This window comes from Paenibacillus algicola (genome assembly GCF_005577435.1).
GTDB classification, from domain to species: domain Bacteria; phylum Bacillota; class Bacilli; order Paenibacillales; family Paenibacillaceae; genus Paenibacillus_AQ; species Paenibacillus_AQ algicola.
In genome coordinates, this window is the sequence record NZ_CP040396.1 from 4188592 (window position 1) to 4213834 (window position 25243).

Here is a 25243-nt window from a genome sequence, read left to right on the forward strand (position 1 = left end):
CAGATTAGACAAAGAGTTTACATCGGCTATACAACCAATTAACGAGTGCGCCCGCGCCGTCCGCTGCCTGAACCTCCGCTGCCGGCATGTCTGCTGGAGCCGCCAGAGCTCCGGCCGCTTCCGCCTGTACCTCTGCCGCCGCTGCGGCCGGCTCCCGTGCTGCTCTTGCCGGATCTCGGCCCGCCGCTGCTCTGTCCGCCTCTGCCGCCAGACGTCCGGCCCCGGCCGCCGGATGCCTCGCTCCGGCGCGAACCTTCGCTGCGTCCGCGTCCACCCGAGGTGCCGTCCCGGCGCTCGCGTCTCTCGCCGCTGCCTTCCCGGCCCTCGGAGGAGCCGTTGCTTCGGCTGCTGCGCTGACCGGACGATCCTTCGCGGACTTCACCGCTGCGGCCGTCCCAGGTGATCCGCTTCAGCTTGATGGAGAGGGTGCGCTCCAGCTTCTCCAGATCAAATCCGTCCTTCGGTGCCGCGAATGTTACCGCAAGACCCGTGCCGCCGGCACGTCCCGTCCGGCCGATCCGGTGGACATAGCTCTCGACATCATGCGGCATGTCGTAATTATACACGTGGGTCACGCCTTCCACGTCCAGTCCCCGCGCCGCGACATCGGTCGCCACCAGCAGCTGAAGCTTGGCTTCCCGGAACCGCTTCATGACCGCTTCGCGTTTCGCCTGGGACAAGTCGCCGTGCAGCTCGTCGCTGGCATAGCCGTGCGACAGGAGCGCTTCGTTCAAGGTCTGGGCGCGCCGCTTCGTGCGGCAGAAGATCATCGCCAGATACGGCTGGTGCAGCTCCAGCATGCCCTTCAGTGCATCCTGCTTCGTCCGGTCCGTGCACTCTACCAGCACCTGCTTGATATTCTGCAGCGGAATGAGCGAGCTGCCGCCCTCCTTGATGACAATATCCACGGGCTTGTTCATATAATTTGCAGCAAGCTGCTTGACGCGATCCGGCATCGTAGCCGAGAACAGCATACTCTGACGCTTGTACGGCAGCGCTGCGATGATCGCCTCCACCTCATCCAGAAAGCCCATATGCAGCATCTGATCCGCTTCATCCAGCACGAGCTGCTTCACGCCGCCCAGCTCCAGCGTGCCGCGCCGCAAATGATCCAGCAGTCTCCCTGGAGTACCGATAATCAGATGACGGCCGCCCTCCAGCTTGCGCAGCTGCTTCTCCACATCCTGACCGCCATAGACGGCCAGAAGCTTGACGCCTTCCGGGGTGCCGGAGGACAGCTTCCGCGCCTCTTCGGTAATCTGCAGCGCCAGCTCCCGCGTCGGCGCTACGATCAGTGCCTGCGGATACGGCTTGGCGGCGTCAATCTGCTTTAAGATCGGCAGCATAAACGCCAGCGTTTTGCCGGTCCCGGTACGCGCGCGGGCAATGATATCCTTTCCCGCAAGGAGCATCGGTATACTCTCTTGCTGCACCGGGGTCGGCACAGAAATTCCCTGCTCCTTCAGCCTGCGTACCATTTTCTCATCGATGCCTAATTGTTGAAAGTTCGGCAAAACATCCACCTCATTGTATTATTTTACCAGGATAACGCGAAGCCCATTTCGCTCCCTGTACGATCATTTTTCGGAATGGCTCATGCATGAAAGAAGGCTCATGATGTCCCGGCATCAGCACGACGACCCGGCCGATTCCGTAGGTATGGCACCATGCCGCCGGCCAGCGCTCACCCTCGTGCTCATATTCCAGCAGTACCTGTCTCTCCGTAAACGGATCCAGCTTGAAGCGATACGGCTCTTCTTCCATCTCAAAGGCTTCTACGCCCTCGATAATGTCATGACCCTCTGCCGCCGGCATAAACTTCAGGGGCTGCATCGGCGGATGTCCGTCGAAGCGGGCTCCCAGCAGCTGCGCCAGCTCATAGCGGTTCGCCAGCGAAACGCCGTTATGCAGCACGAGCAGCCCGCCGCCGCCGCTCACATAGGACAGCAGGCCCGCGGTCTGCTGGGGCGATACCTTCTCATCCCACAGATCGCTGTAGGCGATACAAAGGTCGTAGGGATACAAATTGCTCTCGCGAAGCATTTTGTGATTCTCCGTGCACTGCACGGTAAACATATCATTCAGCAGATGCGATACCTGCGTGTCAATGCCTTGCAGCGGATGAAACTTGGGATGCGTGTAGCTTCCCAGTAAAAGTGCCTTTCTCTTGTCCATGATATTCCTCCTTGCGAATTCAGGCTTGATCTCAAGCACTGTGATCCTAAGGGCTTACCCCCGTTCTGCAAAATAGCGCCCCAGCGCCACCAGCATGCTGCCCATCCGCTCTTCCTCCGGCACGACCTGCGGCTCGATGCCTTCCTCGATCAAGCCCTGCGCGGTCACTTTGCCCACCGCACAGACGATAACCGGACCACATAAAGCTGCAGCAAGCGGCTCCCAGGATTCCTTCCGGCGCGCATATTCCGCAAGAAAACGGAACTGCGGCGCACTCGTGAACGCAACCGCATCCACCTGGTGACGGATGATCTCAATGAGGAGCAGTCCCAGCTCCTCCTCTTCAGGCGGAATATGCTTGTAGGGCAGGATTTGCACGGTCTGGGTCTCTTTCTCCTGAAGCCATGCCACAAGCTGCGGTGCAGACTCTCCGTGGAGCTGCAGAGTAACCCGCTTTCCTTGTATATCATAGCCTTCAAACGCCCGAATCAATCCTGCGGTGCTTCCGTCATCATCGCGCACAAGCGGCTTCAGGCCCCGCTTCTTGAGTGCATTGACCGTTTTGTAGCCGCGGGCGGCAATACGGGTGGTCTGAAGGATCTGCAGCAGCTTCTCCTGTACGCCCATCTGCTCCGCCATATCCATAATCGCCTCAAAGCCGATTCCCGTTGTAAACAGGCTCCAGTCCGGCGGATGCTCTACCCAGTCCGTGATGGAGGCCCGAAGCGCCTCATCATCCAGAAACACCGTGCCCTGAGCCGGCCGGATCAGCGGTGTGCCCCCCATATTCTCTACCAGCTTGGCCATATCCGTGGCCTTGCGCGGTCCTGTCAAAGCGATGACTTTCCCTTTCATAGGCTGTGCCATATGATCCCTCCCTGATGACCTGCTTTCGCGAAGCAGACCTTCACCATCCAATGATTCCTTCAGTATACTTGTCCTTCTCTGGAATAGAAAGGGATAGACCTCATTTCCATGAAAAATAGCCGCCCCTGTGCAGCGAAGCACAGAGGCGGCCTGATTTGATTCTGATTAAGCTTGCGGTCCGGACATATGGGCGCTAATATCAATTCCCAGCCCTTGCGACAGCTTCATGCCCAGCTCCCGGTCTGCCTGGAAGAAGTGGCACAGCGCCCGCATTTGAATATCGTGCTTCACCTGGCTCAGATCCTGAATCAGGTTGTGCAGAAGGCTGGCTTTGCCCTGCTCGGTGAAGGAGCGGTACAGCTCTCCTGCTTGTGTGTAGTCATCGGTCTTCTGAATCCGCTGGCGCACCGTGCTTCCATGGAGCGGACTTTCGCTCTCCCGGTATGCGTGATCCTCCGACGGTCCTGAGGTGTAGCTGTTCGGCTCATAGTTTACCGGTGACGGGTCCTGCTTCACGTTCATCAATCCATCGCGCTGATGATTGCGAACCGGAGCATACGGGCAGTTGATCGGAATCTGCAGGTAGTTCGCGCCCAGACGATGGCGCTGGGTGTCCGGGTAGGAGAACAGGCGTCCCTGCAGCAGCTTATCCTCTGACGGCTCAATGCCCGGCACGAGCACGCTTGGGGAGAAGGCGGACTGCTCCACTTCAGCAAAGAAATTATCCGGATTGCGGTTCAGCGTCATCGTGCCGACCGTATGCATCGGGAAGCGGTCCTCCGGCCAGGTTTTGGTCGGGTCCAGCGGATCAAAGGCCAGGGCATCCATTTCTTCCGGCAGCATCATCTGCACCTGCAGGCGCCACTGCGGGAACTGTCCCTGCTCAATATGCTCCCTCAAATCGCGGGTTGCATGGTTGAAGTCGCGTCCCTGCATGGCTCCCGCCTCATCCGCCGTGAAGGTTTCTACACCCTGCAGCGTTTCCCACTTGTATTTCACGTACGTAACCTTGCCCTCTGCGTTCACCCACTTGAAGGAATGGACGCCAAATCCGTCCATCTGCCGGTAATTAGCCGGCGTCCCGTGATCGGAGAACAGCCAGGTCATCATATGCGTCGATTCCGGTGTAAGCGTCATGAAGTCCCAGTACCGGCCAGGGTCCTGAATGTTAGTATCCGGTGCCGGCTTCAAGGAATGAACCATATCCGGGAATTTCATAGCATCGCGAATGAAGAAGACCGGAAGGTGGTTGCCGACAATATCATAGTTGCCTTCTTCGGTATAGAACTTCACCGCGAAGCCTCTCGGATCACGGGCAGTTTCCGGCGAGCCGACACCGTGGATCACGGTAGAGAAGCGGACGAATACCGGCGTCTCCTGTCCCGCCTCCTGCAGAAAAGCAGCCCGGGTGTGGGATTTCATGCTGTTCTCGGTCACAAATACACCATGCGCTCCGGCGCCGCGGGCGTGCACGACACGCTCCGGAATCCGCTCACGGTCAAAGTGAGCGAGCTTCTCCAGCAGATGGTAATCCTCCAAGAGTGTCGGGCCGCGCTGACCTGCGGTTTTGGAATGCTGATTGTCACCTACAGGAGCGCCCTGATTGGTCGTTAATCTCGTATTCATAGATGTATGCCTCCGTTATTGTGAATTTGATTTTAGACTGGATCTAAATTTATAAACTGATTGTAGCATTGGGAGGCGGGTTCATGCATGAGCAATCCATGAGCCTTTCATGAGGGTTAGCTGATTGGTTTATGATGCTTTTATGATTCAAGCATGAAGATTTCATGAAATGAGCTTAAGCAGGGAGCAGCCTGACGGCCTGTTTCTGTGCAAGAAAAAAAGGAGTCAGTCCGCCAGGCGGTATCCGACTCCTCTTACGGTTGCTATATATTGCGGGGCGCCGGCATGGTCACCGAGCTTTTTGCGCAGGCTTTTGATATGGACGTCCACTACATTGCTGCCTCCGAGAAAATCGGTGTCCCAGATTTCACTCATCAGCTCTTCACGCGTGCGCACTGCGCCTTTGCTGTCAAGCAGCAGGATAAGCAGGCTGTACTCCGTCTTCGTCAGATGCACGGGGAGAGCCCGGCGCTGCACGGTCATCTTGTCGCGGTCAATCCACAGGTCCTTATAGACTTCACGGCTCGGCGATTCTGGCATGACCTCCGGCTGAGACGCGGCATGAACACGAATGCTGCGCTGAATCTGATACATCAGGGTCTGCGCAGAACGGGCCGGCCAAACCAGAAGCTCCTTGTCCAGCATGGACGTGCTGGCGCTGTTCATCAGCGTCTCGTTAACAAGGTACATCACAGGAAGCTGGACTCCCTCCGGCATGAGCATCACGCACTCCTCGTCAAATTGTCCTGGCGTATCGCAATGCGTCAGATCGGCGATCACAAGGCCGGCGGTAAGGGCCGAGGTCAGGCGGGGCTCCCATCTGCGCATCATCATGACATCAAAGCAATGCTCCGACAAAATAAGCCCCAGCTCATGTACGCGTCCCGGCTGGCGGCTCAGCATCGCGGCGCGGTATAGAGACACCGGGCAGGATAATTCCTCCAGCGGCTTGCTGTATGGCTCTGGCCAGGATGTTCCTGCAAAAGAGACGATTCCGCCTCTTGTCTGTGCTACTTGCTTCGCTTGGTTTGACATTCGGGACACACTCCTCCGAATACCACATGGGCATGATTAATGGTATAGCCTGTCTCTTCCGCGACCACGCGGTTCCATTCCGGCGGAACCTCGGTCATGACCTCATCAACCTTGCCGCATACCTCACACATAATATGCTGATGCTCGTCCGTGCGGGCATCATAGCGGCTTGCGCTCTCCCCCAGCTTCAGCTCCCGGATCATTTGCTTATCGGTCAAATAGCGCAGCGAGTTATAAACCGTGCCATACGCCAGATTATATCCCTTCTCCACCAAGCGGTTCATAATATCCGAAGCGGTAGGATGGTCTTCCGAATCCCGCACGACGTCAAACACCGCCTGGCGCTGTGTTGTTAAATTTAATGCTCTCAAAGGTCTCACCCTTTATTTAATTTATTTTTAGATCAAGTATAAATCTTGATGGAGCTTCAGTCAACCCTTTCCCATCTTACTCCGGGACTAAAGCCCTGTTCATTGGTAAAATATGAAACCGCATATCGACACCATTCGTTTCTTTTCGTAATATAAAGAGAAATGTGCTGTTGGCAGCTCTCTTCATGGAGAGCATGCTTCGGAAAGGAATGTCGAATTCTTGGTCAATATATTGTTTATCAATGCCTGTGTGCTGGTAACCTTTCTTTATCTGACCGGCCTGCTATCTACCAGATATGCCTACAACCTGGAGGCGCCGAGCCTGCGGGTACAGCTCGTTTCCGGCATCATGTTCGGAATGTATGGCATTATCCTCATGCATTATTCTTTTCCCATTAACAATGAAGTCATATCCGATCTCCGGCATCTGGCGATTGTGATCGTTGCGGGCTATGTGGGCTGGCTCCCCTCGCTTATTTCCGGGGTGCTTATTACGGCTGGCCGGATTGTGCTGTTTGGTCTGAGCCAGGTATCCATAATCGCCGGTGCGGGCATGCTTGTGATCGCTGTGCTCTGTGCCCTTATCGCCTTACATACCGGGAAGCGCCTTCAGAAGCTGCTGATCATGAATCTGATCTCGATTATCGTGATCTCGATCGTGCTGACGATCAACGTCCACGAGCTGCTGCTGGAAGTCGTCGCCATCTATTTAAGCATTTCTACAGCAGCTACACTCGTCATCTATGCCTTGCTGGAATATTCTCTCGCCTCGAACCGGCTGTTCGCCCGGATGACGCTGCAGGCTCAAACCGATCACCTGACCAGCCTGCATAATCTCCGCCAATTCGAGCTGCTGCTGAACCAGCATTTCCGGCAAGCCCGGCGAAGCCAGGAGCCGCTGGGCGTTATTGCCCTGGATATAGATCATTTCAAAAAAATAAACGACACCTACGGCCACGCGGCCGGAGATGTCGTTCTAAAGCAGCTGAGCTCGCTCTTGAAGCTGCACGCTCGCCCCACGGATGAGGTATCCCGGAACGGGGGCGAGGAATTTACTGTTCTCGTTCCCCGCCTGGCCTCTCACGAGGTGACGCTGCTGGCGGATAAAATCCGCAGGGCGGTCGAGCAGCATGTGTTCATGCTGGGCGATGGCACCGCCCTGAAAGTGACCGTGTCTGCCGGCGTTGCCGTTTACCCGGACACGCTGAAATGTGATGATGTGCAGGAGCTGCTTCATCAGGCCGACGAGGAGCTGTACCGGGCCAAGCAGGAGGGACGGAACCGGGTCTGTACCGGCTCAGCTCAAGCCTGAGCCGGTGCAGTCCCGCTGCCGGGTTCAGGCGGTCAGAATGCTCTCGATCGCCTGAACGATATCCTCACTGAGCTTGATGCCAGAGGCACTCACATTCTCCTCCACCTGCTCCGGACGGCTTGCTCCTACAAGGGCACTGCTGACGTTCTGCTGACGGAGCACCCAGGCCAGCGCCAGCTGGCTCATGGTAATATCCAGCTCATTGGCAATCGCCGTCAGCTGATGAACCTTCTCAACTCTATCCCCATTCAGCTTCATCCGGTCGGCGCCCAGCTTGGCGGCGCGGCTGTCCTGAGGCATTTCTTCCTTGGAGGCAGAAGTGTACTTGCCGGTCAGCAGGCCCTGGGCCAGTGGAGAATACACCACTTGTCCAATTCCTTTTTGCTCGCCCAGCGGAATAATTTCCTTCTCGATCTCCCGATCAAACATATTGTACAGCGGCTGGTTCACCACGATCCGGTCCAGCAGCAGCCGGTCCGCCACCGCCAGAGCCTCCTCCATCTGTGCCGCAGTCCACATGCTCACGCCGACATACAGCACCTTGCCGCTGCGCACCAGGTCATCCAAAGCACGAAGCGTTTCCTGGACCGGTGTGTCCTGATGAAACCGGTGGCAGTAATATATATCAATGTAATCCATGCCCAGGCGCTTCAAGCTGGCGTCACACTGCTCCATAATGTGCTTGCGTGACAAGCCCTGGTCGTTTACGCCGTCACCCATTCTGCCGAACACCTTGGTCGCCAGCACGTAGGATTCCCTTGGAAATGCCCGCAGCGTTTCTCCCACGACCACCTCCGCTGCGCCCCGTTCGTACACATTCGCCGTATCAAAAAAATTCACGCCCAGCCCATAGGCGGTCTGAATGGATTTCACGGCATTCTCCCGCTCCACATAACCTCCGTAGGTCAGCCAGCTTCCGAGACTGATGTCACTTACCTTGAGACCGCTTGCGCCAAGTCTTCTAAATTCCATTCATATAACCTCCCGCTGTGATGATAGGTACCTCTTTATTCTACCATTCACGGACCTCTAAAAGCACGTCCTGGATGCCCTCTATACCATGGGCAATTCCTGGCTGCGGGGAAGAGGTAACAACCTTTAACGGCTATAGCCTGTTCCCTTAATCTGCGTATCCACCTCTACCTTGAACGTAATGTGCGGATACATGGCTTCCCACTGCTGCTTCTCGGTATTGTTATTCCAGTGCGTGGCAAAGTATCTCAGCCCGAAGCCTAACGGATCGGTGCCGGTTTCCCGAATCTTCTCCAGCAGCTTCGTGACCTCTTGCGACAGACTCTCATTAAATGCCTTCTCCAGCTCCTTCAACTCGCTGTGGGTCAGCTGATCGTAGTCTTCCTTCTCCTCCAGGTTGCCGCCAATCGTCAGCTTATATTGAATTTCTTCCTTGCCCGGCTCCGGAACTACAATCTTGAACCTGGCCCGGCTGCGGTCCACGTTCATTTCATAGCGGCTGCCGTTCATCGTCGTTCCGAGATCTGTCAGCAGGTTCCGGATCATCAGCACGTTCAACAGCTTGCTCTCCTCCGGCTCCAGCATCAGCTTCACCCGCTCCTTATCCATGAGAGCCGTCTTGTTAATGTTCAACACGCCTTCTTCCTTGTTATCCACTGTAATGACCGGCATATAGGGATCTATTCCGCTTTCCCTTACGCGGCGGTCCACATCAAATAAATACGTCTTGGCAATGTATGGCGACTCAGTCCCTTCCTCACTGAGTGCCAGCGCCTTCGCGTTGCCGGCAATCCGCTCGGTAGCGGGGCTGATGTTCAGAATGGTCCTGGCATCCGGCACCGCTACCGCCGGATACATAATGAGCTGCGTATCCCGGCGGCGGATAATCCATTCCTCCACGTCCCGAATTCCTTTCCGGGCGTAGGCTTCACCCAGCAGCAGGACGCGGCAGTGCGCGAAATCCAGCTCCTTGTCCACCTTGGATTTGATTTCTCTTACGGCTCTCGCTACAGAGGATGAATCCTGCTGAATAATAATAGATTTCAGCTCTCCGGACTTGGGGTCTCCTGTCGGCACGGCAATCTTGAACGTATACCGCAGCATCTCGGGACGGTCCTCTACCACATCCACACCCATGGCCACAATGAACAGCCGCAGGTCAATGTCCCGGAACTCACAGCCCCCGATCAGAATCGAGCACAAGCAGAGCAGGATCAGGACCCTCTTCCGTAATGTTCTCAAGCTCACGCCGCCGACCTCCTTTTCAGCACACAATAGCCGAGCAGGAGGAGGAGCAGCATTTCGGCAAAGAACCGGGTATTCAGAAACCAGACCGCCATTGTATTGTTAGAGAATTGATCAACCAGATAAGCCGCTCCCAGCACGAGCGCGGAGAAGATACCCAGCACCCACCAGGCCAGTCGGCTCTGTGACTTCTCCTCCTTCGGACACCCGCCTTCGGACGATTTGTGCTGCCGGAACACCCCGAGCACCAGCTCCTTGGCAACATGCCAATGAATAATGGAGTTTACGAGGGAGAGTGAGAGGTAAACGACATAGAACACATAGGTCATCCGCTCAATAATGAAATACCGGATCCGCAGAGAATCGACCGTGGAAAAGGAAGGATATACGTGGTAACCAGCCCCCTCCACGCCCAGTAATCCGATCGGCGCAAACATAGCCATGACGACGATCAAGGCACCGATTGCAGCAATGACCCAAAATCTACGGACCTGTACCTTTTCAAACACGCGGTTGAAGATGACCAGATTCGCATATCCGCTAAAGATATACGTTGCCCCCGCAATCGAGGTGAGCGTCGGTGCATGACCCATAAAGGTCATGGCCTGCCGAACCGCATCCCATTGAAAGTACGGGCTGCTCAGTCCGCGGTAGGTCATATAAATGATTAAGGGCACCATAATGAAAAGTACAATCTCCAGCGCGTACAGAAGTGACTCACTGCCTCTGCGCGCACTCAGGCTTACGAGGATCAGAAATCCGATCAGAATCGCGTACGGAGATACATCCGGGCTGATATATCGCCCGGTCACATCCACGAAGCCGACCAGCGTCACCGCACTGGCATAGAACCAGACAAACGCCAGCATGAATAGCAGCGGCTTGTAGATCCAGCGCGACATATATTTCGCGAAGATTTCCGGGACGCCCATGCCCGGAAATTTCTGAATCATACGGACAAACAGCGCAATTGTGACCAGCCCAATCGGGATCGCAACCATGACTCCCAGCACCGAGCCCCTGAACCGGTCATGAATTAAGATCCGCGGCACGAAATTAACCAGATTCATCAGCGCGTTGAGCAGAAACAGGTAGTAGAAATAGACATTCTTGACCATTATTTGCCCTCCCCTGTCAGCTTGCGGATGGCGAACATTTTCAGATATGGCTGACCGAAGCTGCGCAGACTCGTAAGGTAGACAATCAAGCCGATAATTCCCAGCACGATGCCTACAAGACCGAAGAAGGTGGCCAGTCCGATAAATATATATTTCGTCACACGGATGCCAAAGCTCATCATCGAAACCGGGATTACGAAGTTGGAAATCGCGACGGCCGCCACGATGATGATCATGATATTACTTACAAGCCCGGCCTCCGTTGCAGCGGTTCCCAGAATCAAGCCGCCTACGGTCGTAGCCGTGGGTCCGATCGCCTTGGGAAGCCGCACACTGGCCTCAATCAGAAACTCCATGGCGAGCAGCATGAACAGCACCTCCATGAACGAGGGATAGGGCACCGTCGCTCGGCTGCCCGCGATAAGAAGCGCAATCTGCATCTTGAGAATTTCAGGATTGTAGGAGGTAAAAGCCACATAGAGCGCAGGCAGCAGCAATGTCGCCAGCAAGCCAATGTAGCGAATGGCTTTCAGGAACCACCCTACCGGCGGCAGCTGGATCTGGTCATCCATGGCCGTGAAGAAATCATTGAAGATGGCTGGCAGCAGCACGGCGTAGCCGGTCGTATCCATCAGCACCACGATTTTACCCTGAGACAAATTCAGGACCGTCCGGTCGGGACGCTCACTGACCATCATCGTCGGGAACAGACGCCATCTCGGCTTCATCGAAAAACGCTCAATTTCCGATGCCGCTTGAATCACGTCAGCGTCAATATTGCCCAGCCTCTCCCTCAGCTCCTTTAGTACGGCATGATCTACCCGGGTTGTATCATAGACAATGGCAATCCGGGTCTGTGACACCTTGCCAATGCTCATATACTCTGATTTGAGATCCACACTTTGATAGCGGCGCCGGATCAGGTTCATATTGATGTCTATATCCTCTGTAAAAGAGTCGGTCGGGCCCTGGATCACATTCTCCGTGCTAGCCTCGGACACACTGGAGCCCTGCACCTTGAGTGCATTAAACAAATAGATGTGCTCCCTGATAAACAGCACCACCGAGCCCTTCAGCAGCGCCTCTATGGCTTCCTCTTTCGACTGAGGCTGCTGAATGGAGGGGAAGGAGTCCATATACTGCTGATATTGCTCCAGACTGTTCATCTCGTAGAACCGGTTTACCAGCTGCTCTTGAATGAGCGAGGGATCGGTCATCGATTTCAAATACACCATGCTCAGCTGCTCTTCCCCGCTGGATAAGGTGCACACCTCTTTATCCCCCATCTCCTCCAGCTGCTGCTGCAGCCACTGCAGGGTGTCTTCGCTTTCTGTCGTTGTTCCGGATTTCATCCGTCCTGTCTCCTTCCGGATTCCATCTTCCTTTGCTGATGACAGGTATTTTTTTCATTGAGCGGCTAAATTATGTATGAAGCTTGGCGAGAAGTCCTCGCTTTTTTTCAAAAATGCTGATCCAGGCAATCGTTTCTTTTACCCTGTCGGTGGTAATAATGGATGACGATGATACCGATCAATGGAGGCGATACGATGGACGGTCCAATGAAGGGACACAGTGAACTGCCGCAGCTGCCGGAATCTCTATGGAGGGCGACGACAGAGCTGCCGGCTTTTCCAAGGCTGGCGGAGGATATCGAGACCGAGGTTGCTATTGTCGGTGCCGGGATTACGGGCATTACAGCGGCTTATCTCCTGGCCAAGGAAGGAAAGAACGTCGTTCTGCTGGATGCAGGGTCCATTCTGGACGGGGCTACCGGCTTCACGACCGCCAAGGTGACGGCGCAGCATGGACTGATTTACAATGAGCTGATGCAGCATTTTGGCGAGGAGCAGGCCCGGCTGTATTATGAAGCCCAGACGGAAGCGATGGATTGGATGAAGGCGATGGCGCGTGAGCTCAATGCGGAATGCGACTGGGTGGAAGAGGATGCATACATCTACACAACGGAAGAGGATAAGAAAAAATCCCAGCTGGAGGAGGAATACCAGGCGTATCAGAAGCTGGGCATTCCGGGGGAGTGGCTGGACCGGCTGCCGCTGCCGATGCAAATTACCGGCGCGATCAAAATGCCTGGGCAGTACCGCTTTCATCCGCTGGCATATTTAAAGCGCTTGGTGGAGGAGTTCCTGAAGCTGGGCGGAAAAATTTATGAGAATACGACCATGGATGAGCAGGCCGACACAGAGGGCCCTGTTAAGCTGTACACCGAGCGCGGACATCATCAGGTTACGTGTCAGCATGCCATTTCGGCCTCCCATTTTCCGTTCTATGACGGGAAGGGCATGTATTTTGCCCGGCTGCATGTGGAAAGGTCCTACGTCGTGGCTATCAAGCCGGAAACCGCTTATCCGGGCGGCATGTATTTGAGTGTGGATCAGCCTTCCCGATCTCTTCGATCGGTCAGCTATGCCGGAGAGGAGCTGGTTCTGGTCGGCGGGGAAGACCATGTCACCGGACGCAGTCAATGCACGCACGGACACTACGAGAAGCTGGAGGTGTTCGGCGGCAACCTGCTGGGCGCCTCGGCTATTCCGTACCGCTGGTCCACCCAGGATCTGATTACCATCGACAACCTTCCTTACATTGGACCGCTCACCTCGAAGGAGGACCGCATCTTCGTCGCGACCGGCTACCGCAAGTGGGGCATGAGTAACGGAACAGCGGCAGCGCTTCTCCTGAGAGATCAGATTCTGGGGAGAGACAACCGCTTCAGCAGCTTGTTCTCACCGTCCCGGTTCAAGGCTGATCCATCGATCAAGAACCTCGTGACTCAGGGGGCAGGTGTGGCGAAGGAGCTCATCTCCGGCAAGCTGGATCTGAGCCATGCCAAGATCAGTGAGGTGAAGCCGGGTGAGGCCGCAGTCGTCCGCCATCACGGGCAGCGTGCGGGGGCTTACCGTGACGAGCAGGGGCAGCTGTTTCTGGTGGATACGACCTGTACTCATATGGGCTGCGAGACGGAGTGGAACGACGGCGAACGGTCATGGGACTGTCCGTGCCACGGCTCGCGGTTCGGATTTGACGGTAAAGTGCTGGAAGGGCCGGCGATCGAGCCGTTGCGCAAGCTGGACCACGAAGAAGACTAAGCATACACAAAAAAAGGCAGGAGCTCCCTTTCGCCGATACTGCTACAGGTTCATTCCTATAGCATCCGGCCAGGGTGTCTCCTGCCTGTTTAACATGTCAGCACAATGTCCGCATTAAGCGGTCACCGGTGCCAGTTCTTCGTGATAGGCTGCAAGTGACTGTTCAATGATAACGCTGATGAAGGAGGGATCGACCTCGGTCAGCCATCCTCTGGCGTAGCTCCAGGCCTTCTCTTCGATCTGCAGCGCAATCTCGGTCCGGGCGCGCTCATCCTCGGCGGCATCCAGGCGTTCAATCATGACGGACAGCTCGTCATCCATCGCGTGTCCCAGCTCGTGGGCAAACACTACTGTAAAGTAATCGTAGACAGACTCCAGCGATCCAAACAACTGCAGGCACTGCTGCTGAATAACCTCGGTATACATCGTTACCGCGTGAGCGTCCATTCCGTATTTCCCGCCGATTAATCGGCCCCCCGGAAAACGGGACTCCAGCTTCACCGCAACTCCGCTTCCCGACCGGAGCAGCATGTCCGAAACCAATCGGTTCAATACGGATTTCTTCAAATTCATTCATGGCTCCCTTACCCAATACTCACATCATTATAAGAGACATGATACAGGATATGCAATGCTCTGAGACATATTCCCTGACCTCAATCCGGCCCCCTGCATCCCGCTTGCCTGCTGCAATCCCCGGTCCTATCACCCTTAAAGAGATTTAGTTATGGGCAAAGAAAATCAGCTGCACCAGAAAGAGTACGGCAAATACATAGACGAAGGGGTGCACATCCCTGAACTTGCGCTTCGCGATCTTCATGACCGGATAAGAAATGAAGCCGAGCGCAATCCCGTTCGCGATGCTTGACGTCAGCGGCATGCTGATGATGACCAGAAACGCCGGAAAGGCTTCCTCAAAATCATTCCACTCGATGTCAGACACACTGCGAATCATCATGCAGCCGACAATAATCAAGCTCGGTGCCGTAATAGCCGCTACCCCTGACAGAGACCCGATCAGCGGGCTGAAAAAGGCAGCGACCCCGAATAAGGCCGCCACCGTCAGTCCCGTAATGCCGGTCTTGCCTCCGGCTCCAACGCCGGCCGCCGATTCCACCGTCGCCGCTGTCGGGCTTGTGCCCAGCATGGAGCCGACCATGGTGCCGACGGAATCGGCAGCAAACGCACTTCCCGCTTTCTCCAGCCTGCCTTCACGCAGCAGTCCTGCCTGCTTCAGAATGGCCAGCATCGCCCCTGTGGTATCAAACAGCATCACCAGCAGAAACGAGAATACGACACTGTATAAGCCGTATTCAATAACCTGCTGTACCGACGTCACAGGATTAAAGACGAGAATTCCCTCTGGCAGCCTCGGCAGTGAGACCAGCCCCTGATCAAAGTGAAGCTGACCTGTGAACCACGCAATGATACCGGTCAGGATCATCCCGACAAACAGCGCCCCCTGCACATTCAAAGCGAACAGCGCAATCGTGATCGCAATCCCGGTCAGCGTCAGCGCTACCCCTGGCTCGGTGAAGTCTCCTAGCGTAACGAGATTACTCTCATGATCCGCAATGATGCCGGAGAGCCTCATGCCGATAAAGGCAATGAACAGCCCGATGCCTGCAGCGATCGCATGCTTCAGATTGTCGGGGATCGCATGGATCAGCCGCGTCCGCAGTGAAGTCATGGAGATCAGCAGAAATATAATACCCGACACAAAAACGGCCGAGAAGCCGACCGTGTACGGGATATCATGACCGCCTACGACAGAGTACGTAAAATAAGCGTTCAGCCCCATCGCCGGGGCGATGACGACTGGATAATTGGCGAACCAGGCCATGAACATCGTTCCGATCACTGCGGCAGCAATGGTGGCCGTAAAGCTCTGATCAAACGGCACACCCGCGTCCTTCAGAATCATCGGGTTGACAATGATAATATAAGCTACGGTGAGAAACACCGTCAGGCCCGCGACCATCTCGGTCTTGAGCGTTGTATTTCGTTCCTTCAGTCTGAACCTGTTGTTTAACATAGATGCATTCCTTCCGCCTGTGATTTCCTCATTGTAGAGCAATACACAGGAAAGTTACAACGCTGGCGTATAAAAAAAGCCGGAGCTCCCATCGGGACGCTCCAGCTTATCTTCTCCGGCCAGGCCGGGATCTAATCAGGCCTGCTCCTTGACAGCGGCCCCTTCCTCATAAGGAGCCTTGCCAGGCCAGAAGGCGCGGCGGCCCAGCAGGGTCGTAATGGCCGGTACGAGGAACGGACGAACGATAAAGGTGTCCAGCAGGACGCCGATCGCAGTAATAACACCGAACTGCACGAGCACCTGAATCGGCAGCGTAGCCAGCACGGCAAAGGTTGCCGCAAGGATCAGGCCGGCCGAGGTGATGACCGAGCCGGTTTCATGCACACCCTCGCGGATGGCCTGCTTCAGCGGCATGTGCCGGCTTTTTTTCCAGATGCTAGAGATCATAAAGATGTTGTAGTCTTCGCCCAGCGCAACCAGGAATACGAAGGAATACAGCGGAATGGAGCCTTGAATGGCTTCGGCTCCCCAGCCGTAATGAAGCACGAGCCAGCCCAGTCCAAGCGCCGAGAAGTAGGACAGGATGACGGTCAGCACCAGATACACGGTAGCTACGACAGAGCGTAAATAGAGGAGCAGCAGCAGTGTAATCATGCCGATGACGACCGGAATAATAATCCGGGTGTCGCGGTCACCGATCAGCTCGGTATCGTATTGCACCGCCGTTTGCCCGGACACCCATACCTTGGAGGCCGCGTCCTGGATGCCAGCCTCGGTCAGTGCACTCTCGGCGAGACTGCGAATGTCGGGAATCAGATGCATGGCCTCCAGATCATACGGATTCATGGCCAATTCCACATCGACTGCCTTAATATTCGGATTCTCCGCTCCTTCTGCCGGCTCTCCTGCCTGGCTGACGAAGGACTGGGATTCCAGGATGCCCTGAATATTGATTTCCTGGCCTTCTGTATCCAGCATCACTTTGACGGGAGCGAGTTCACCAGGTGTAAATTCCTCGGCAATAATGCTGAAGCCTTCCCGGGAAGGCATATCCTCCGGAAATGAGGACAGAATGTCATACGTAAATTTCAACTGCGGTGTAAAAGCGGCAAGACCGCCGAGCAGGACGACCCCGGTCAGGACAACCGTCCAGGGACGGGTGGTCACCAGGCGTCCGATCCAGTTGTCCGACTGGACCTTGCGGTGCTTGACCGGCTTGTTTCTGCGCTTGGCGCGCTCTTCTTCCATCGCCGGCGTCCGCGGGACGAACGGGAAGAATGAGGCGCGGCCCAGAATGGCCAGCAGCGCCGGCACGAGCGTCAGACTGGCAATGAACATAATCAGAATCGCCAAGCTGAATGGAATGGCGAACCGGTAATAGGCGCCGTATTGGGCAAACAGCAGCGCCAGCATGGCAATGACGACGGTGATGCCGCTCATGGCAATGGCGCCGGAGGACTGAGTCATCGCCCGGAACAAGGCGCCGCTCTTGCTCTCCTCTTCCCGCAGATCCTGACGGAAACGAGAGATGAGGAACAGGCAGTAGTCTGTGCCTGCGCCGAACAGCAGGACCGTCATAATCGCAATGGCCTGGCTGTCAACCGTAATCCAGCCCTCGCCGGCCAGAAAGCCCAGCACGGGACTGATGACGCCATAAGCGAAGCCTACAGCCACGAGAGGAATAAGGGCCAGAATCGGTGAGCGGTAAATCAGCAGCAGGATGACGAGCACGATGAGCACGGTCGCAATCAGCAGTGAGACATCCGCATCCTCAAACAAGCCGGTGGCATCCACCGAAATTCCGGCAGGACCAGTTACCCGGGCGGTGAGCTCCTCTCCTCCAAGGCTCTCCTCGAACGGATTGGCTCCGGCGATGTCCTTCGTCAGCTCCTGGATCTGCTCCAGGCCTTCTTCCGTCTCCTTCGCCCCTGCCGATTCTTCAAAGAATACAGGGGTCACAAGGCTGCTGCCGTTCTCCGACAGCTGCTGCTTCAGTGCCGGCAGCGGCAGCTTGTCAAAGGGAATGACCTCCGGCAGCTGATAAGGCACCGGACTTGCCGACAGCCTCCCATACAGCTGCTGAATGACGCCGAGATCCTCATCCGTCAAGCCGCCGGTCCGCTGCCATACGAGCAGCGCCGGAACCCCTTCTCCGCTGGGGAACTCGCGCGCGGCAACCTGATCTGCCTGCACGGACAGGCTGTCCTCCGGCAGATTCGGTGCATTGTTGGTTTCCTTCTCGTTGACCATCGGCCAGGCCACGCTCAAAATAGCAACCAGGGCAATCCATACTAAGAGTGTAATCCATTTGGTCTTGGGACCAGCCACCCATCGGCCGAAGCCATGCTCTTTCATTTCCTTATTCTCCCTTCTTTCTGGCGCTTTTACGCGCATTTCAGCTTCGTACACTTGAAAAAGGCACGCGGTTTTGTCAAAATCTTGTTTATAGCCGCCTTTTCGGGTTTCACCCGGGAATAACGAGTTTATTATCTCGCTAACAAGGCAGCTCTCTAAGCTGAAATTAATTATATATACCGGAAGGTTAATTATCAAATCCAATATAAGATTGTGCAGAAAGAAGGATCCAGCTATGTCATCCAATCTCCGATCTCCCGGCAGGCCCAAGCGGAAGAATCAGGAGCCGTCGGTGCAGGAAACCGTATTGATCAAAGCCTCTATGCTATTTATGGAGCTTGGTTATGAAGCCGTGTCCTTGCAGCAGATTGCCAAGGCCTGCGGGATTACGAAGGCCTCGATATATTACTATTACAAGGGAAAGCCCGAGCTGTTTACTGCGGCACTGACAGCCGTCATGCACCGGGTCAGCCAGCGCACCGCGGCTCTTCTAGATCAAGAAATGTCTTTGCGGGAGCGGCTGATTCTGCTGGCCGAAACCAAGCTGAGCCGGCATCATGCCGATTTCGAAACCATTATGAGAGAAGCCCGCTCCTCGCTGTCTCCAGAGCAGCTGAACGAAATCCACCGAGCCGAAGACGGCATTCACGATATTCTGGCCGAGCATCTGCGCCGGGGTATGGAGTCCAAGGAGATCCGCGACATGGACCCCCTGCTCGCGGCTCATGCGATCTCGTCCGTGCTGATGGTCGGCAACCGTGAAATTGCCAAGGGCACGCCCGCTCCCCAGCTGGCACGGGACATTATTGATATGTTCTGGCTGGGACTGCAGCGCTAAGAAGCGTTCAGCAGGCTTACCCGGTCAGAAACTGCAGCGCCTGTGAAGAAACCTGAAGCTTCGCAGGCGTATCCAGATACTTCTCCCCGTCCATATCCGCCTTCATGGGCTTTGCGGTCGAAAGAGCAACACGGGTGGCCTGGAAATAAGAAATGCTCTCATCTCCCGGACGCCACTCCTCCTGATTCTTGCGGCTGAGCAGCTCTTTAAGCAGGGGCAGCCCGGCCTCGCGAATGACCATCACATCCAGCTTTCCGTCTTCCAATGCGTTGTTCGGGAACGGTAAAGGCTGCGTGCCCAGAAAACGTCCATTGGACACATAAATCATAACCGCTTCATCCTCCAGGGTACCGCCCTCCCATTCCAGCCTGTAGCGGAACGGCTCGGCAGAGCGCACGGTCTGCAGGGTACTGATGAAATAGCTGATTTTGCCCAGCGCTCCTTTCAGGCCGGAGGAGATGTTATCGGACGCTTCCGTAATAAGGCCAATACCGTAAAAATTAGTGAAGACCCGATCCCCTGCTACGCCCAGATCCACATAACGGCGGCGGCCTTGAAGCAGCTGCTGAGCCGCCAGCAGCGGGTCCGGCGGCAGATTGAGCGACCTGGCGAAGTCGTTGCAGGTGCCTGCCGGTAGGATGCCGATCAGCGGCGGCGCCTGCAGACGCGCAAGGCCATTAATACACTCATGTACGGTGCCGTCACCGCCCATAATGAACACCAGATCAAACTCCTCTCCCCGCTCCTTGCATACCTGCTCCCCGTCACCGGGCTTCAAGGTCTGATAGAGGAGAAGCTCCCGGACGGCCGGAGCAAGAATCGCACTCACACTGCCTAGCAGCCCGGCCCAATCCTGCTGTCCCGCCTTCCCGTTATAAATCAGCATCGCCCGATTGTACATGTGAAACACTCCTTTATTGATATGTACATTGTCACATGCAAGACATATTGCTATTCTTTACCCTTGAAGAGCCTTCTATTAATCAAGCATGTCAAGCACAGGGGGCTGACCTATACAGTAACTTATTGCGGCATAGGGGTTTCATTTTGTTTTGGCCAAAATCTCTCTTGTCCTATGGTATGATGAGACCAGATTCTATCCTAAAAGGTGGCTTTGCCATGAACTATAAGCATATTAAAATTTTGATTCTGGTCATTCCCACGCTGACCATTGCGATCTGGGAGTTTGTGCGCCACGAATATCTGCTTCCCTATATTTCCATGGAGCTCGGGAACTGGCTGGCACCGCTGCTCGTCTTTCTCGTCAGCGTGACCCTGCTCCTGAAGCTGTTTCAGCGCATGGAGCAGCTGCAGGCACAGCTTCGTGAGGAGCAGTCGGCCAAAGCCGCGCTGCAGGAGCGCGAGGCCGTAGCGCGGGAGCTTCATGACGGCATGGCCCAGTCGCTCTTTCTGCTTGGCGTCAAGGTCGACAAGCTGAAAGCCGCCGAAACGGAGGCCGCCGCTGCAAGCTACCCCGGTCTCCACCAGGTCACTCAGGAGCTGAACGATTATGTCAGGCAGGCCATCAGCAGCCTGCGTAAGGAGCCGGAGCATGAAATGTCAAGCTGGCAGGACTCCCTTCAGCGGCTTATCGTCCAATTTGAGGAGGAGCATGGCATTCCGGTCATCATGGAATGGAGCATTCCAGAGGCTTCCTTGAGCGCCAAGGAGAAGGTGGAGCTCTACTCCTCGGTGCGGGAAGGCCTGCAGAACATTCGGAAGCATGCCGAGGCGAGCGAGGTCTATGTGCAGGGCTTGTCCACACTGGACGGAGGCTGGCGCGTAGCGATCCAGGATAACGGACACGGCATGGATGCACAGCAGCTGGAGGACCCGCGTCGCTTCGGCCTGCGAATTGTCCGCGAGCGCGCCAGACAGCTGGGCTGGGGCATGAACCTCGCGCGGCGGGAAGGCCGGACGGTGCTGTCCATCACGAGCAGCAGGGAGGACCTCTGATGCAGCCGATACGAATTCTTATCGCAGACGATCACCGCCACGCGCGGGAGGGCATGCGCGAGCTGCTGGAGCCGGAGCCGTCATTCGAGGTCGTTGCCGAGGCACAAACCGGGCAGGAGGCCCTGGAGCATACCGCTGTCTACATGCCCGACGTCATTCTGATGGACATCAATATGCCAGGCATGTCGGGCCTGGAAGCCACCCGTCAGATCAAGAACAATTACCCCTACGTCAAGATCATTATGGTCACCGTTTCTGATGATATTACCGATCTGTTCGAGGCCATCAAGCAGGGCGCCCAGGGCTATCTGCTGAAGAACATTACGCCAGGAGCCTGGCTGGAATACGTCAGAGCCGTTGCGCTCGATGAGGCGCCGTTGACCCGTGAGCTGGCCGTACAGCTGCTGAAAGAATTCTCCACCCGGCCGCCGGCCAGTGAGCGTTCTCCGCTGACCCCAAGGGAGCAGGAAATTCTGGAGCAGGTTGCCAAAGGAAAAAGCAATCGGGACATCTCTACGGAGCTGGTGATCTCCGAGCACACCGTCAAGAACCATCTCAAGAACATTATGCAGAAGCTCCATCTCGACAATCGGGTTCAGCTGACCCGCTATGCGTACGATCAGGGCTGGGTGAAATGACTCTTTCGAGCTATACCCACCAGCCCCCCTTTCCTCTAGGATGGATAAAAAAACCGGCCGGAGGAAAGGAGGCTTTCTCATCATGCAGTTTCTCCGCCCAGGCACGGTGCTCCGTGCCTTTTTGCTGTTTACGGTTATGGCTGCAGTCCTGCTGCCGCTGGGAATGTCCGCTGACGCGGAGGAGAGCCCCGTTCCGCTTCAGCCGCTTCTGGATCAAGCTCAGCCCGGGGAGATCCTTACCCTGGAGCCAATCACGTACAGCGGTCCTGCTGTTATTGACAAGCCGCTTACGCTGCAGGGCAAAGATGTCAAGATCGTGAACGAGACCTCCGAGCCCGCCCTGACGCTTCTCTCCAGCGGAATTAACCTGGAGGGGATGAACCTAGTCCATTTACACCGGGACCCCGCTATTCCGGCGGTGCTGCTGCAGCAAGTTTCAGAGAGCAGGCTGTCTGGCCTCACCATCAAGACACTGGGGGCTGGTGTAAATTTGAGGCAGGCGAAGGACGTTACACTCCGGGACATGACCATTCTGGGCAGCCAGCACCCAGGGTCTTCCCGGGGCAATGCCATGGATTTGCTGGACTCCAGCGGCATTACTATTACCGGCAGCGTCATTCAGCGAATGCAGGATGGCATTTATGTGGAAGGCGGAAGCTCTCTTTCCCTGGTGGACAATGAGGTATCCGGCTCCAGGTACGGCTTTCACCTCATGTTTACGAAGGATTTGGAGCTGCTGGATAACCGGGGCTTCGGGAACATCACAGGCGCCATGGTCATGAGTGTCCGTCAGGCGAGTATTCAGAACAATCGCTTCGAGAAGCAAAGTCAGAACGTGAATGCTCAAGGGCTGCTGCTCTTTGAGGTGTATGACTCCACCATTGCCGGCAATATCGCCGAGGGGAATCGGGTCGGGTTCTATATTCAGGGCTCGGAGAATAACCGGCTTCTATCCAATGAGCTGCGGAGCAATTTTATCGGCATCCAAATGCTGAGCTCGGCAGACAATGTGCTCCACAACAACACCTTGACCGCCAATGTCGTGGCCGCTCAAGCCGTGGATAGCAGCGGTAATACGTCAGACGGTAACTACTGGGACAGTGCACCGACGCTGGATGTGGACGGTTCAGGCTTCAGCGGCCTGCCGTACTCGGTAAATCCCTTCTTTCTGCAGATTTCCGGTCCGGTGCCGCCCTTCCAGCTGCTGTTCCAGTCACCGGGAATGCCCGTGCTGGAGCAGCTGTTCCAGAGCGGCGCTGAGACGTGGCTGAGGGATGCTGCCCCATTGCTGGAGCCGCCTGCAAGCAGGAATGCTGAAGGAGAAGCAGAGACCGGCGTGCTGCTGTTGTCGCTGCTGCTCTTGGGAGTCGGATCTGCCACTATACTTAAATTCAGGAGGTTCTCGACATGAGAAAAATAACATGGATCGTATTCGCAAGCCTGCTGCTACTGCTTTCCGCCGGCTGCGGCAGAGAGGAATATGCCGCTGTCCCGATTGATGAGCAGGTCGATAAGTGCCCGGTCTGCAATATGCAGGTCAAGGATAATGCCTATGCGGTTCAGCTCCAGCTAAAGGATTACAGGACGTTAAAGTTTGATGATCTCGGCGATCTGTACGTGTGGAAGCAGGAGCATGGCACCGAGGACATCGGAGCCCAGTTTGTTCGCGATTATTTCACACTGGAATGGCTGCATTTGAAGGATGCTTTTTATGTTTATGATGATGGCATCCGTACCCCCATGGCGTTCGGCATGGTATCGTTCAAGGACGAGCCGAGTGCCGAGCGGTTTATGCAGGAATACGGCGGCGGAACGCTGTTAACGGCGGCGCAGCTGGAGGAGCATGAATGGAAGTCCCACATGGATATGATGGAGGACATGCACGGCAGTCAGCAGCATCAGGGGGAGGAGAAGCACGGAGATGGCCAGGCTGAGCAAGGCGGGGGTCATGAATAAGCATCAGCCGGAGGATTTTCTAAGCCTGAGAGCGGCGTCCGCGATGGCTTCCCGGGAAATCAAGCTGGGCTTTCGCAGCGCATGGGCTTACTCCTTCATGGCTCTGTTCGTCCTCCTCAGCCTGGCTTTGCTGCTGATCCAGCAGCAAAGCTCCGGAGGGTATACCGGGACGACCGGGGCTGTGATGAATCTGCTCCTGTATCTGCTTCCGCTCATGGCGCTGCTGCTCGGCTCCTTCTCTATTGCAGCCGAACGAGAAGAGGGGGGCTGGCAGCTTCTCTCGACATATCCCATCAGCACCTGCGGATATGTCACGGGGAAATTTGCAGGCACACTGGCTGTCCTGCTAATCATTGTTGCGGCCGGCTTCGGCCTTTCCGGACTGGTCAGCTTTCTGGTGACACAGACATACACCTTTAGCACCTACATCCTGTTTCTCACGTTCTCAGCTTGTCTGATTGTTTCTTTTTTGAGCCTGTCTCTGCTGATCGGCGCCCTTTCCAGCAATCGCTGGCAGGCCTTGACCCTCTCGGTCGCCGTCTGGTTCCTGCTCGTGCTGGGCTGGCCCACCTTGATCATTGCGGTGCTGGGGATGCTGCCCTACCTCTGGATCAAGCCGGTTCTGATGACACTGGTCTTTCTGAATCCTGCCGAGCTGTCCCGGCTGTTTCTCGTCATCAAGCTGGGCGGCGGAGCGGTGCTCGGTCCTGAATATTACAAATGGGTCGGCTTGATGGCTCAGCCGGAGGGCACCCTGATCTTCTTGAGTGTCAGCACAGTATGGATGGTGCTGCTGCTGGGCCTGTCTGCCTGGATCATGCAAAGGAGGCGAACCCATGTCTGAAACAGCCGTATTGCAGCTAGAGCAGGTCTCCAAGGTCATCAAAGGGCAAACCCTGCTCCAGCCGCTCCATCTAAAGCTTGAAGCCGGCCGAATCCTCGCACTGTGCGGCGGCAACGGCGCGGGCAAAAGCACGCTGCTCCGTCTGGCCGCCGGATTGTCCTCCCCCAGCAGCGGCACGGTATCTGTGCTGGGCATGAATTGGAAGCGGCAGTTCAAGAGATGCGCCGACAGTATCGGGTACATGCCGGATGATTTTCAGTTCGGCGAGGCGCTCACGGCTTACGAGACGCTGTCCTTCTACGCCTCTCTCCGGGGCGCAGCGCCGGCCAGAGTCCACGAGCTGCTGGAGCGGACCGGGCTCCGCGAGGTGAAGGACCGGAAGGTCGCGGCCTTTTCCAAGGGCATGCGCCAGCGGCTGCTCTTCGCTCAGGCCCTGCTCGCGGCACCGCCCTTGCTGATCCTGGATGAGCCGACGAACGGACTCGATCCCTACTGGATGAACGCCTTTGCCGAGCTGGTCTCGCAATGTGCCTCTGAAGGACAGAGCGTGATCTTCTCGACGCATCAGCTGAATGTGGCGGAGCAGTCGGCGGACGAGGTTATTTTTCTGGATGCCGGTCATGTCCGGTACCAGGGCGCGGCTGCACCGCTGAAGGAGCAGTATGCACAGCAAGGCGGATTGTACGGAGCGTTCGCGGACCTGGTCATGAGCAAGGCCGGGAGCTCCCGGCCGGCTGCAGCACCATAACATCAAAGGGTCCCGGGCAGGATGAGAAGCTTCTCTCCTTTGCCGGGA

General features: G+C 56.1%; 23 protein-coding genes. 9 read left to right on the forward strand and 14 right to left on the reverse strand.

Annotation, left to right across the window (positions count from 1 at the left end):
* Positions 1 to 38 precede the first annotated feature (38 nt).
* From E6C60_RS19545 to E6C60_RS19570, 6 genes are all read right to left on the reverse strand, one after another.
* Positions 39 to 1514 (reverse strand): DEAD/DEAH box helicase, encoded by a 1476-nt coding sequence (locus E6C60_RS19545; protein WP_233281068.1) that lies wholly within the window; start codon positions 1512 to 1514, stop codon positions 39 to 41.
* 10 nt (positions 1515 to 1524) lie between these two features.
* A complete protein-coding gene (locus E6C60_RS19550) occupies positions 1525 to 2175 on the reverse strand; it encodes a ThuA domain-containing protein (protein WP_138227333.1) in 651 nt (216 codons plus the stop codon).
* Positions 2176 to 2229: 54 nt separating this feature from the next.
* Positions 2230 to 3042, reverse strand: coding sequence for a uroporphyrinogen-III synthase (locus tag E6C60_RS19555; RefSeq protein WP_138227334.1), 813 nt, complete (start codon positions 3040 to 3042; stop codon positions 2230 to 2232).
* A 165-nt stretch (positions 3043 to 3207) separates the two neighbouring features.
* Complete coding sequence (locus tag E6C60_RS19560; RefSeq protein ID WP_138227335.1) at positions 3208 to 4668, reverse strand: catalase; 1461 nt, start codon at positions 4666 to 4668, stop codon at positions 3208 to 3210.
* Positions 4669 to 4893: 225 nt separating this feature from the next.
* Positions 4894 to 5703, reverse strand: coding sequence for a winged helix-turn-helix domain-containing protein (locus E6C60_RS19565; RefSeq protein ID WP_138227336.1), 810 nt, complete (start codon positions 5701 to 5703; stop codon positions 4894 to 4896).
* Complete coding sequence (locus E6C60_RS19570) at positions 5679 to 6074, reverse strand: Fur family transcriptional regulator (RefSeq protein ID WP_138227337.1); 396 nt, start codon at positions 6072 to 6074, stop codon at positions 5679 to 5681. Before E6C60_RS19570 ends, E6C60_RS19565 begins: the two co-directional genes overlap by 25 nt.
* 220 nt (positions 6075 to 6294) lie before the next feature.
* Between E6C60_RS19570 and E6C60_RS19575 the strand changes: the two genes are divergently transcribed.
* Positions 6295 to 7386 (forward strand): diguanylate cyclase, encoded by a 1092-nt coding sequence (locus E6C60_RS19575; RefSeq protein WP_138227338.1) that lies wholly within the window; start codon positions 6295 to 6297, stop codon positions 7384 to 7386.
* Between the two features lie 24 nt (positions 7387 to 7410).
* Here E6C60_RS19575 and E6C60_RS19580 read toward each other — a convergent pair whose 3' ends face one another.
* From E6C60_RS19580 to E6C60_RS19595, 4 genes are all read right to left on the reverse strand, one after another.
* Positions 7411 to 8358, reverse strand: coding sequence for an aldo/keto reductase family protein (locus tag E6C60_RS19580; RefSeq protein WP_138227339.1), 948 nt, complete (start codon positions 8356 to 8358; stop codon positions 7411 to 7413).
* Between the two features lie 126 nt (positions 8359 to 8484).
* Positions 8485 to 9606 (reverse strand): Ger(x)C family spore germination protein, encoded by a 1122-nt coding sequence (locus tag E6C60_RS19585; RefSeq protein ID WP_233281069.1) that lies wholly within the window; start codon positions 9604 to 9606, stop codon positions 8485 to 8487.
* Entirely contained in the window at positions 9603 to 10721 is a 1119-nt protein-coding gene (locus tag E6C60_RS19590; RefSeq protein ID WP_138227340.1) for a GerAB/ArcD/ProY family transporter, read from the reverse strand. The genes E6C60_RS19585 and E6C60_RS19590 overlap by 4 nt, the downstream gene beginning before the upstream one ends.
* Positions 10721 to 12073, reverse strand: coding sequence for a spore germination protein (locus tag E6C60_RS19595; RefSeq protein ID WP_138227341.1), 1353 nt, complete (start codon positions 12071 to 12073; stop codon positions 10721 to 10723). The genes E6C60_RS19590 and E6C60_RS19595 overlap by 1 nt, the downstream gene beginning before the upstream one ends.
* 168 nt (positions 12074 to 12241) lie before the next feature.
* Here E6C60_RS19595 and E6C60_RS19600 point away from each other — a divergent pair, with 168 nt between their 5' ends.
* Positions 12242 to 13825: an FAD-dependent oxidoreductase gene (locus E6C60_RS19600; protein ID WP_233281267.1), complete on the forward strand. Its 1584-nt coding sequence runs from the start codon at positions 12242 to 12244 to the stop codon at positions 13823 to 13825.
* A 114-nt stretch (positions 13826 to 13939) separates the two neighbouring features.
* Here E6C60_RS19600 and E6C60_RS19605 read toward each other — a convergent pair whose 3' ends face one another.
* The 3 genes from E6C60_RS19605 to E6C60_RS19615 all read right to left on the reverse strand — a co-directional run bounded on the left by E6C60_RS19605 (position 13940) and on the right by E6C60_RS19615 (position 18215).
* A complete protein-coding gene (locus tag E6C60_RS19605; RefSeq protein WP_233281070.1) occupies positions 13940 to 14398 on the reverse strand; it encodes a hypothetical protein in 459 nt (152 codons plus the stop codon).
* A gap of 148 nt (positions 14399 to 14546) precedes the next feature.
* A complete protein-coding gene (locus tag E6C60_RS19610) occupies positions 14547 to 15860 on the reverse strand; it encodes an NCS2 family permease (RefSeq protein ID WP_138227342.1) in 1314 nt (437 codons plus the stop codon).
* A gap of 135 nt (positions 15861 to 15995) precedes the next feature.
* On the reverse strand, positions 15996 to 18215 hold the full coding sequence (locus E6C60_RS19615; protein WP_138227343.1) for an MMPL family transporter: 2220 nt from the start codon (positions 18213 to 18215) through the stop codon (positions 15996 to 15998).
* A gap of 235 nt (positions 18216 to 18450) precedes the next feature.
* Here E6C60_RS19615 and E6C60_RS19620 point away from each other — a divergent pair, with 235 nt between their 5' ends.
* Positions 18451 to 19053 carry a TetR/AcrR family transcriptional regulator gene (locus tag E6C60_RS19620; RefSeq protein ID WP_138227344.1) on the forward strand — a complete coding sequence of 201 codons (603 nt, stop codon included), beginning with the start codon at positions 18451 to 18453 and terminating at the stop codon, positions 19051 to 19053.
* A 16-nt stretch (positions 19054 to 19069) separates the two neighbouring features.
* Here E6C60_RS19620 and E6C60_RS19625 read toward each other — a convergent pair whose 3' ends face one another.
* Complete coding sequence (locus tag E6C60_RS19625) at positions 19070 to 19954, reverse strand: diacylglycerol/lipid kinase family protein (RefSeq protein ID WP_138227345.1); 885 nt, start codon at positions 19952 to 19954, stop codon at positions 19070 to 19072.
* Positions 19955 to 20172: 218 nt separating this feature from the next.
* Between E6C60_RS19625 and E6C60_RS19630 the strand changes: the two genes are divergently transcribed.
* The 6 genes from E6C60_RS19630 (at position 20173) to ccmA (ending at position 25195) form a co-directional block, all read left to right on the forward strand.
* Positions 20173 to 21009: a sensor histidine kinase gene (locus E6C60_RS19630; RefSeq protein WP_138227346.1), complete on the forward strand. Its 837-nt coding sequence runs from the start codon at positions 20173 to 20175 to the stop codon at positions 21007 to 21009.
* Complete coding sequence (locus tag E6C60_RS19635) at positions 21009 to 21647, forward strand: response regulator (protein WP_138227347.1); 639 nt, start codon at positions 21009 to 21011, stop codon at positions 21645 to 21647. Before E6C60_RS19630 ends, E6C60_RS19635 begins: the two co-directional genes overlap by 1 nt.
* Positions 21648 to 21729: 82 nt before the next feature.
* The gene (locus E6C60_RS19640; RefSeq protein ID WP_175415365.1) at positions 21730 to 23058 is read left to right on the forward strand and encodes a right-handed parallel beta-helix repeat-containing protein; all 1329 of its coding nucleotides are present in this window, start codon (positions 21730 to 21732) and stop codon (positions 23056 to 23058) included.
* A complete protein-coding gene (locus tag E6C60_RS19645; RefSeq protein ID WP_138227349.1) occupies positions 23055 to 23603 on the forward strand; it encodes a nitrous oxide reductase accessory protein NosL in 549 nt (182 codons plus the stop codon). The genes E6C60_RS19640 and E6C60_RS19645 overlap by 4 nt, the downstream gene beginning before the upstream one ends.
* Positions 23569 to 24447, forward strand: coding sequence for an ABC transporter permease (locus E6C60_RS19650; RefSeq protein ID WP_325053168.1), 879 nt, complete (start codon positions 23569 to 23571; stop codon positions 24445 to 24447). The genes E6C60_RS19645 and E6C60_RS19650 overlap by 35 nt, the downstream gene beginning before the upstream one ends.
* The gene (ccmA, locus tag E6C60_RS19655) at positions 24440 to 25195 is read left to right on the forward strand and encodes a heme ABC exporter ATP-binding protein CcmA (RefSeq protein ID WP_138227350.1); all 756 of its coding nucleotides are present in this window, start codon (positions 24440 to 24442) and stop codon (positions 25193 to 25195) included. The genes E6C60_RS19650 and ccmA overlap by 8 nt, the downstream gene beginning before the upstream one ends.
* Positions 25196 to 25243: the final 48 nt, after the last annotated feature.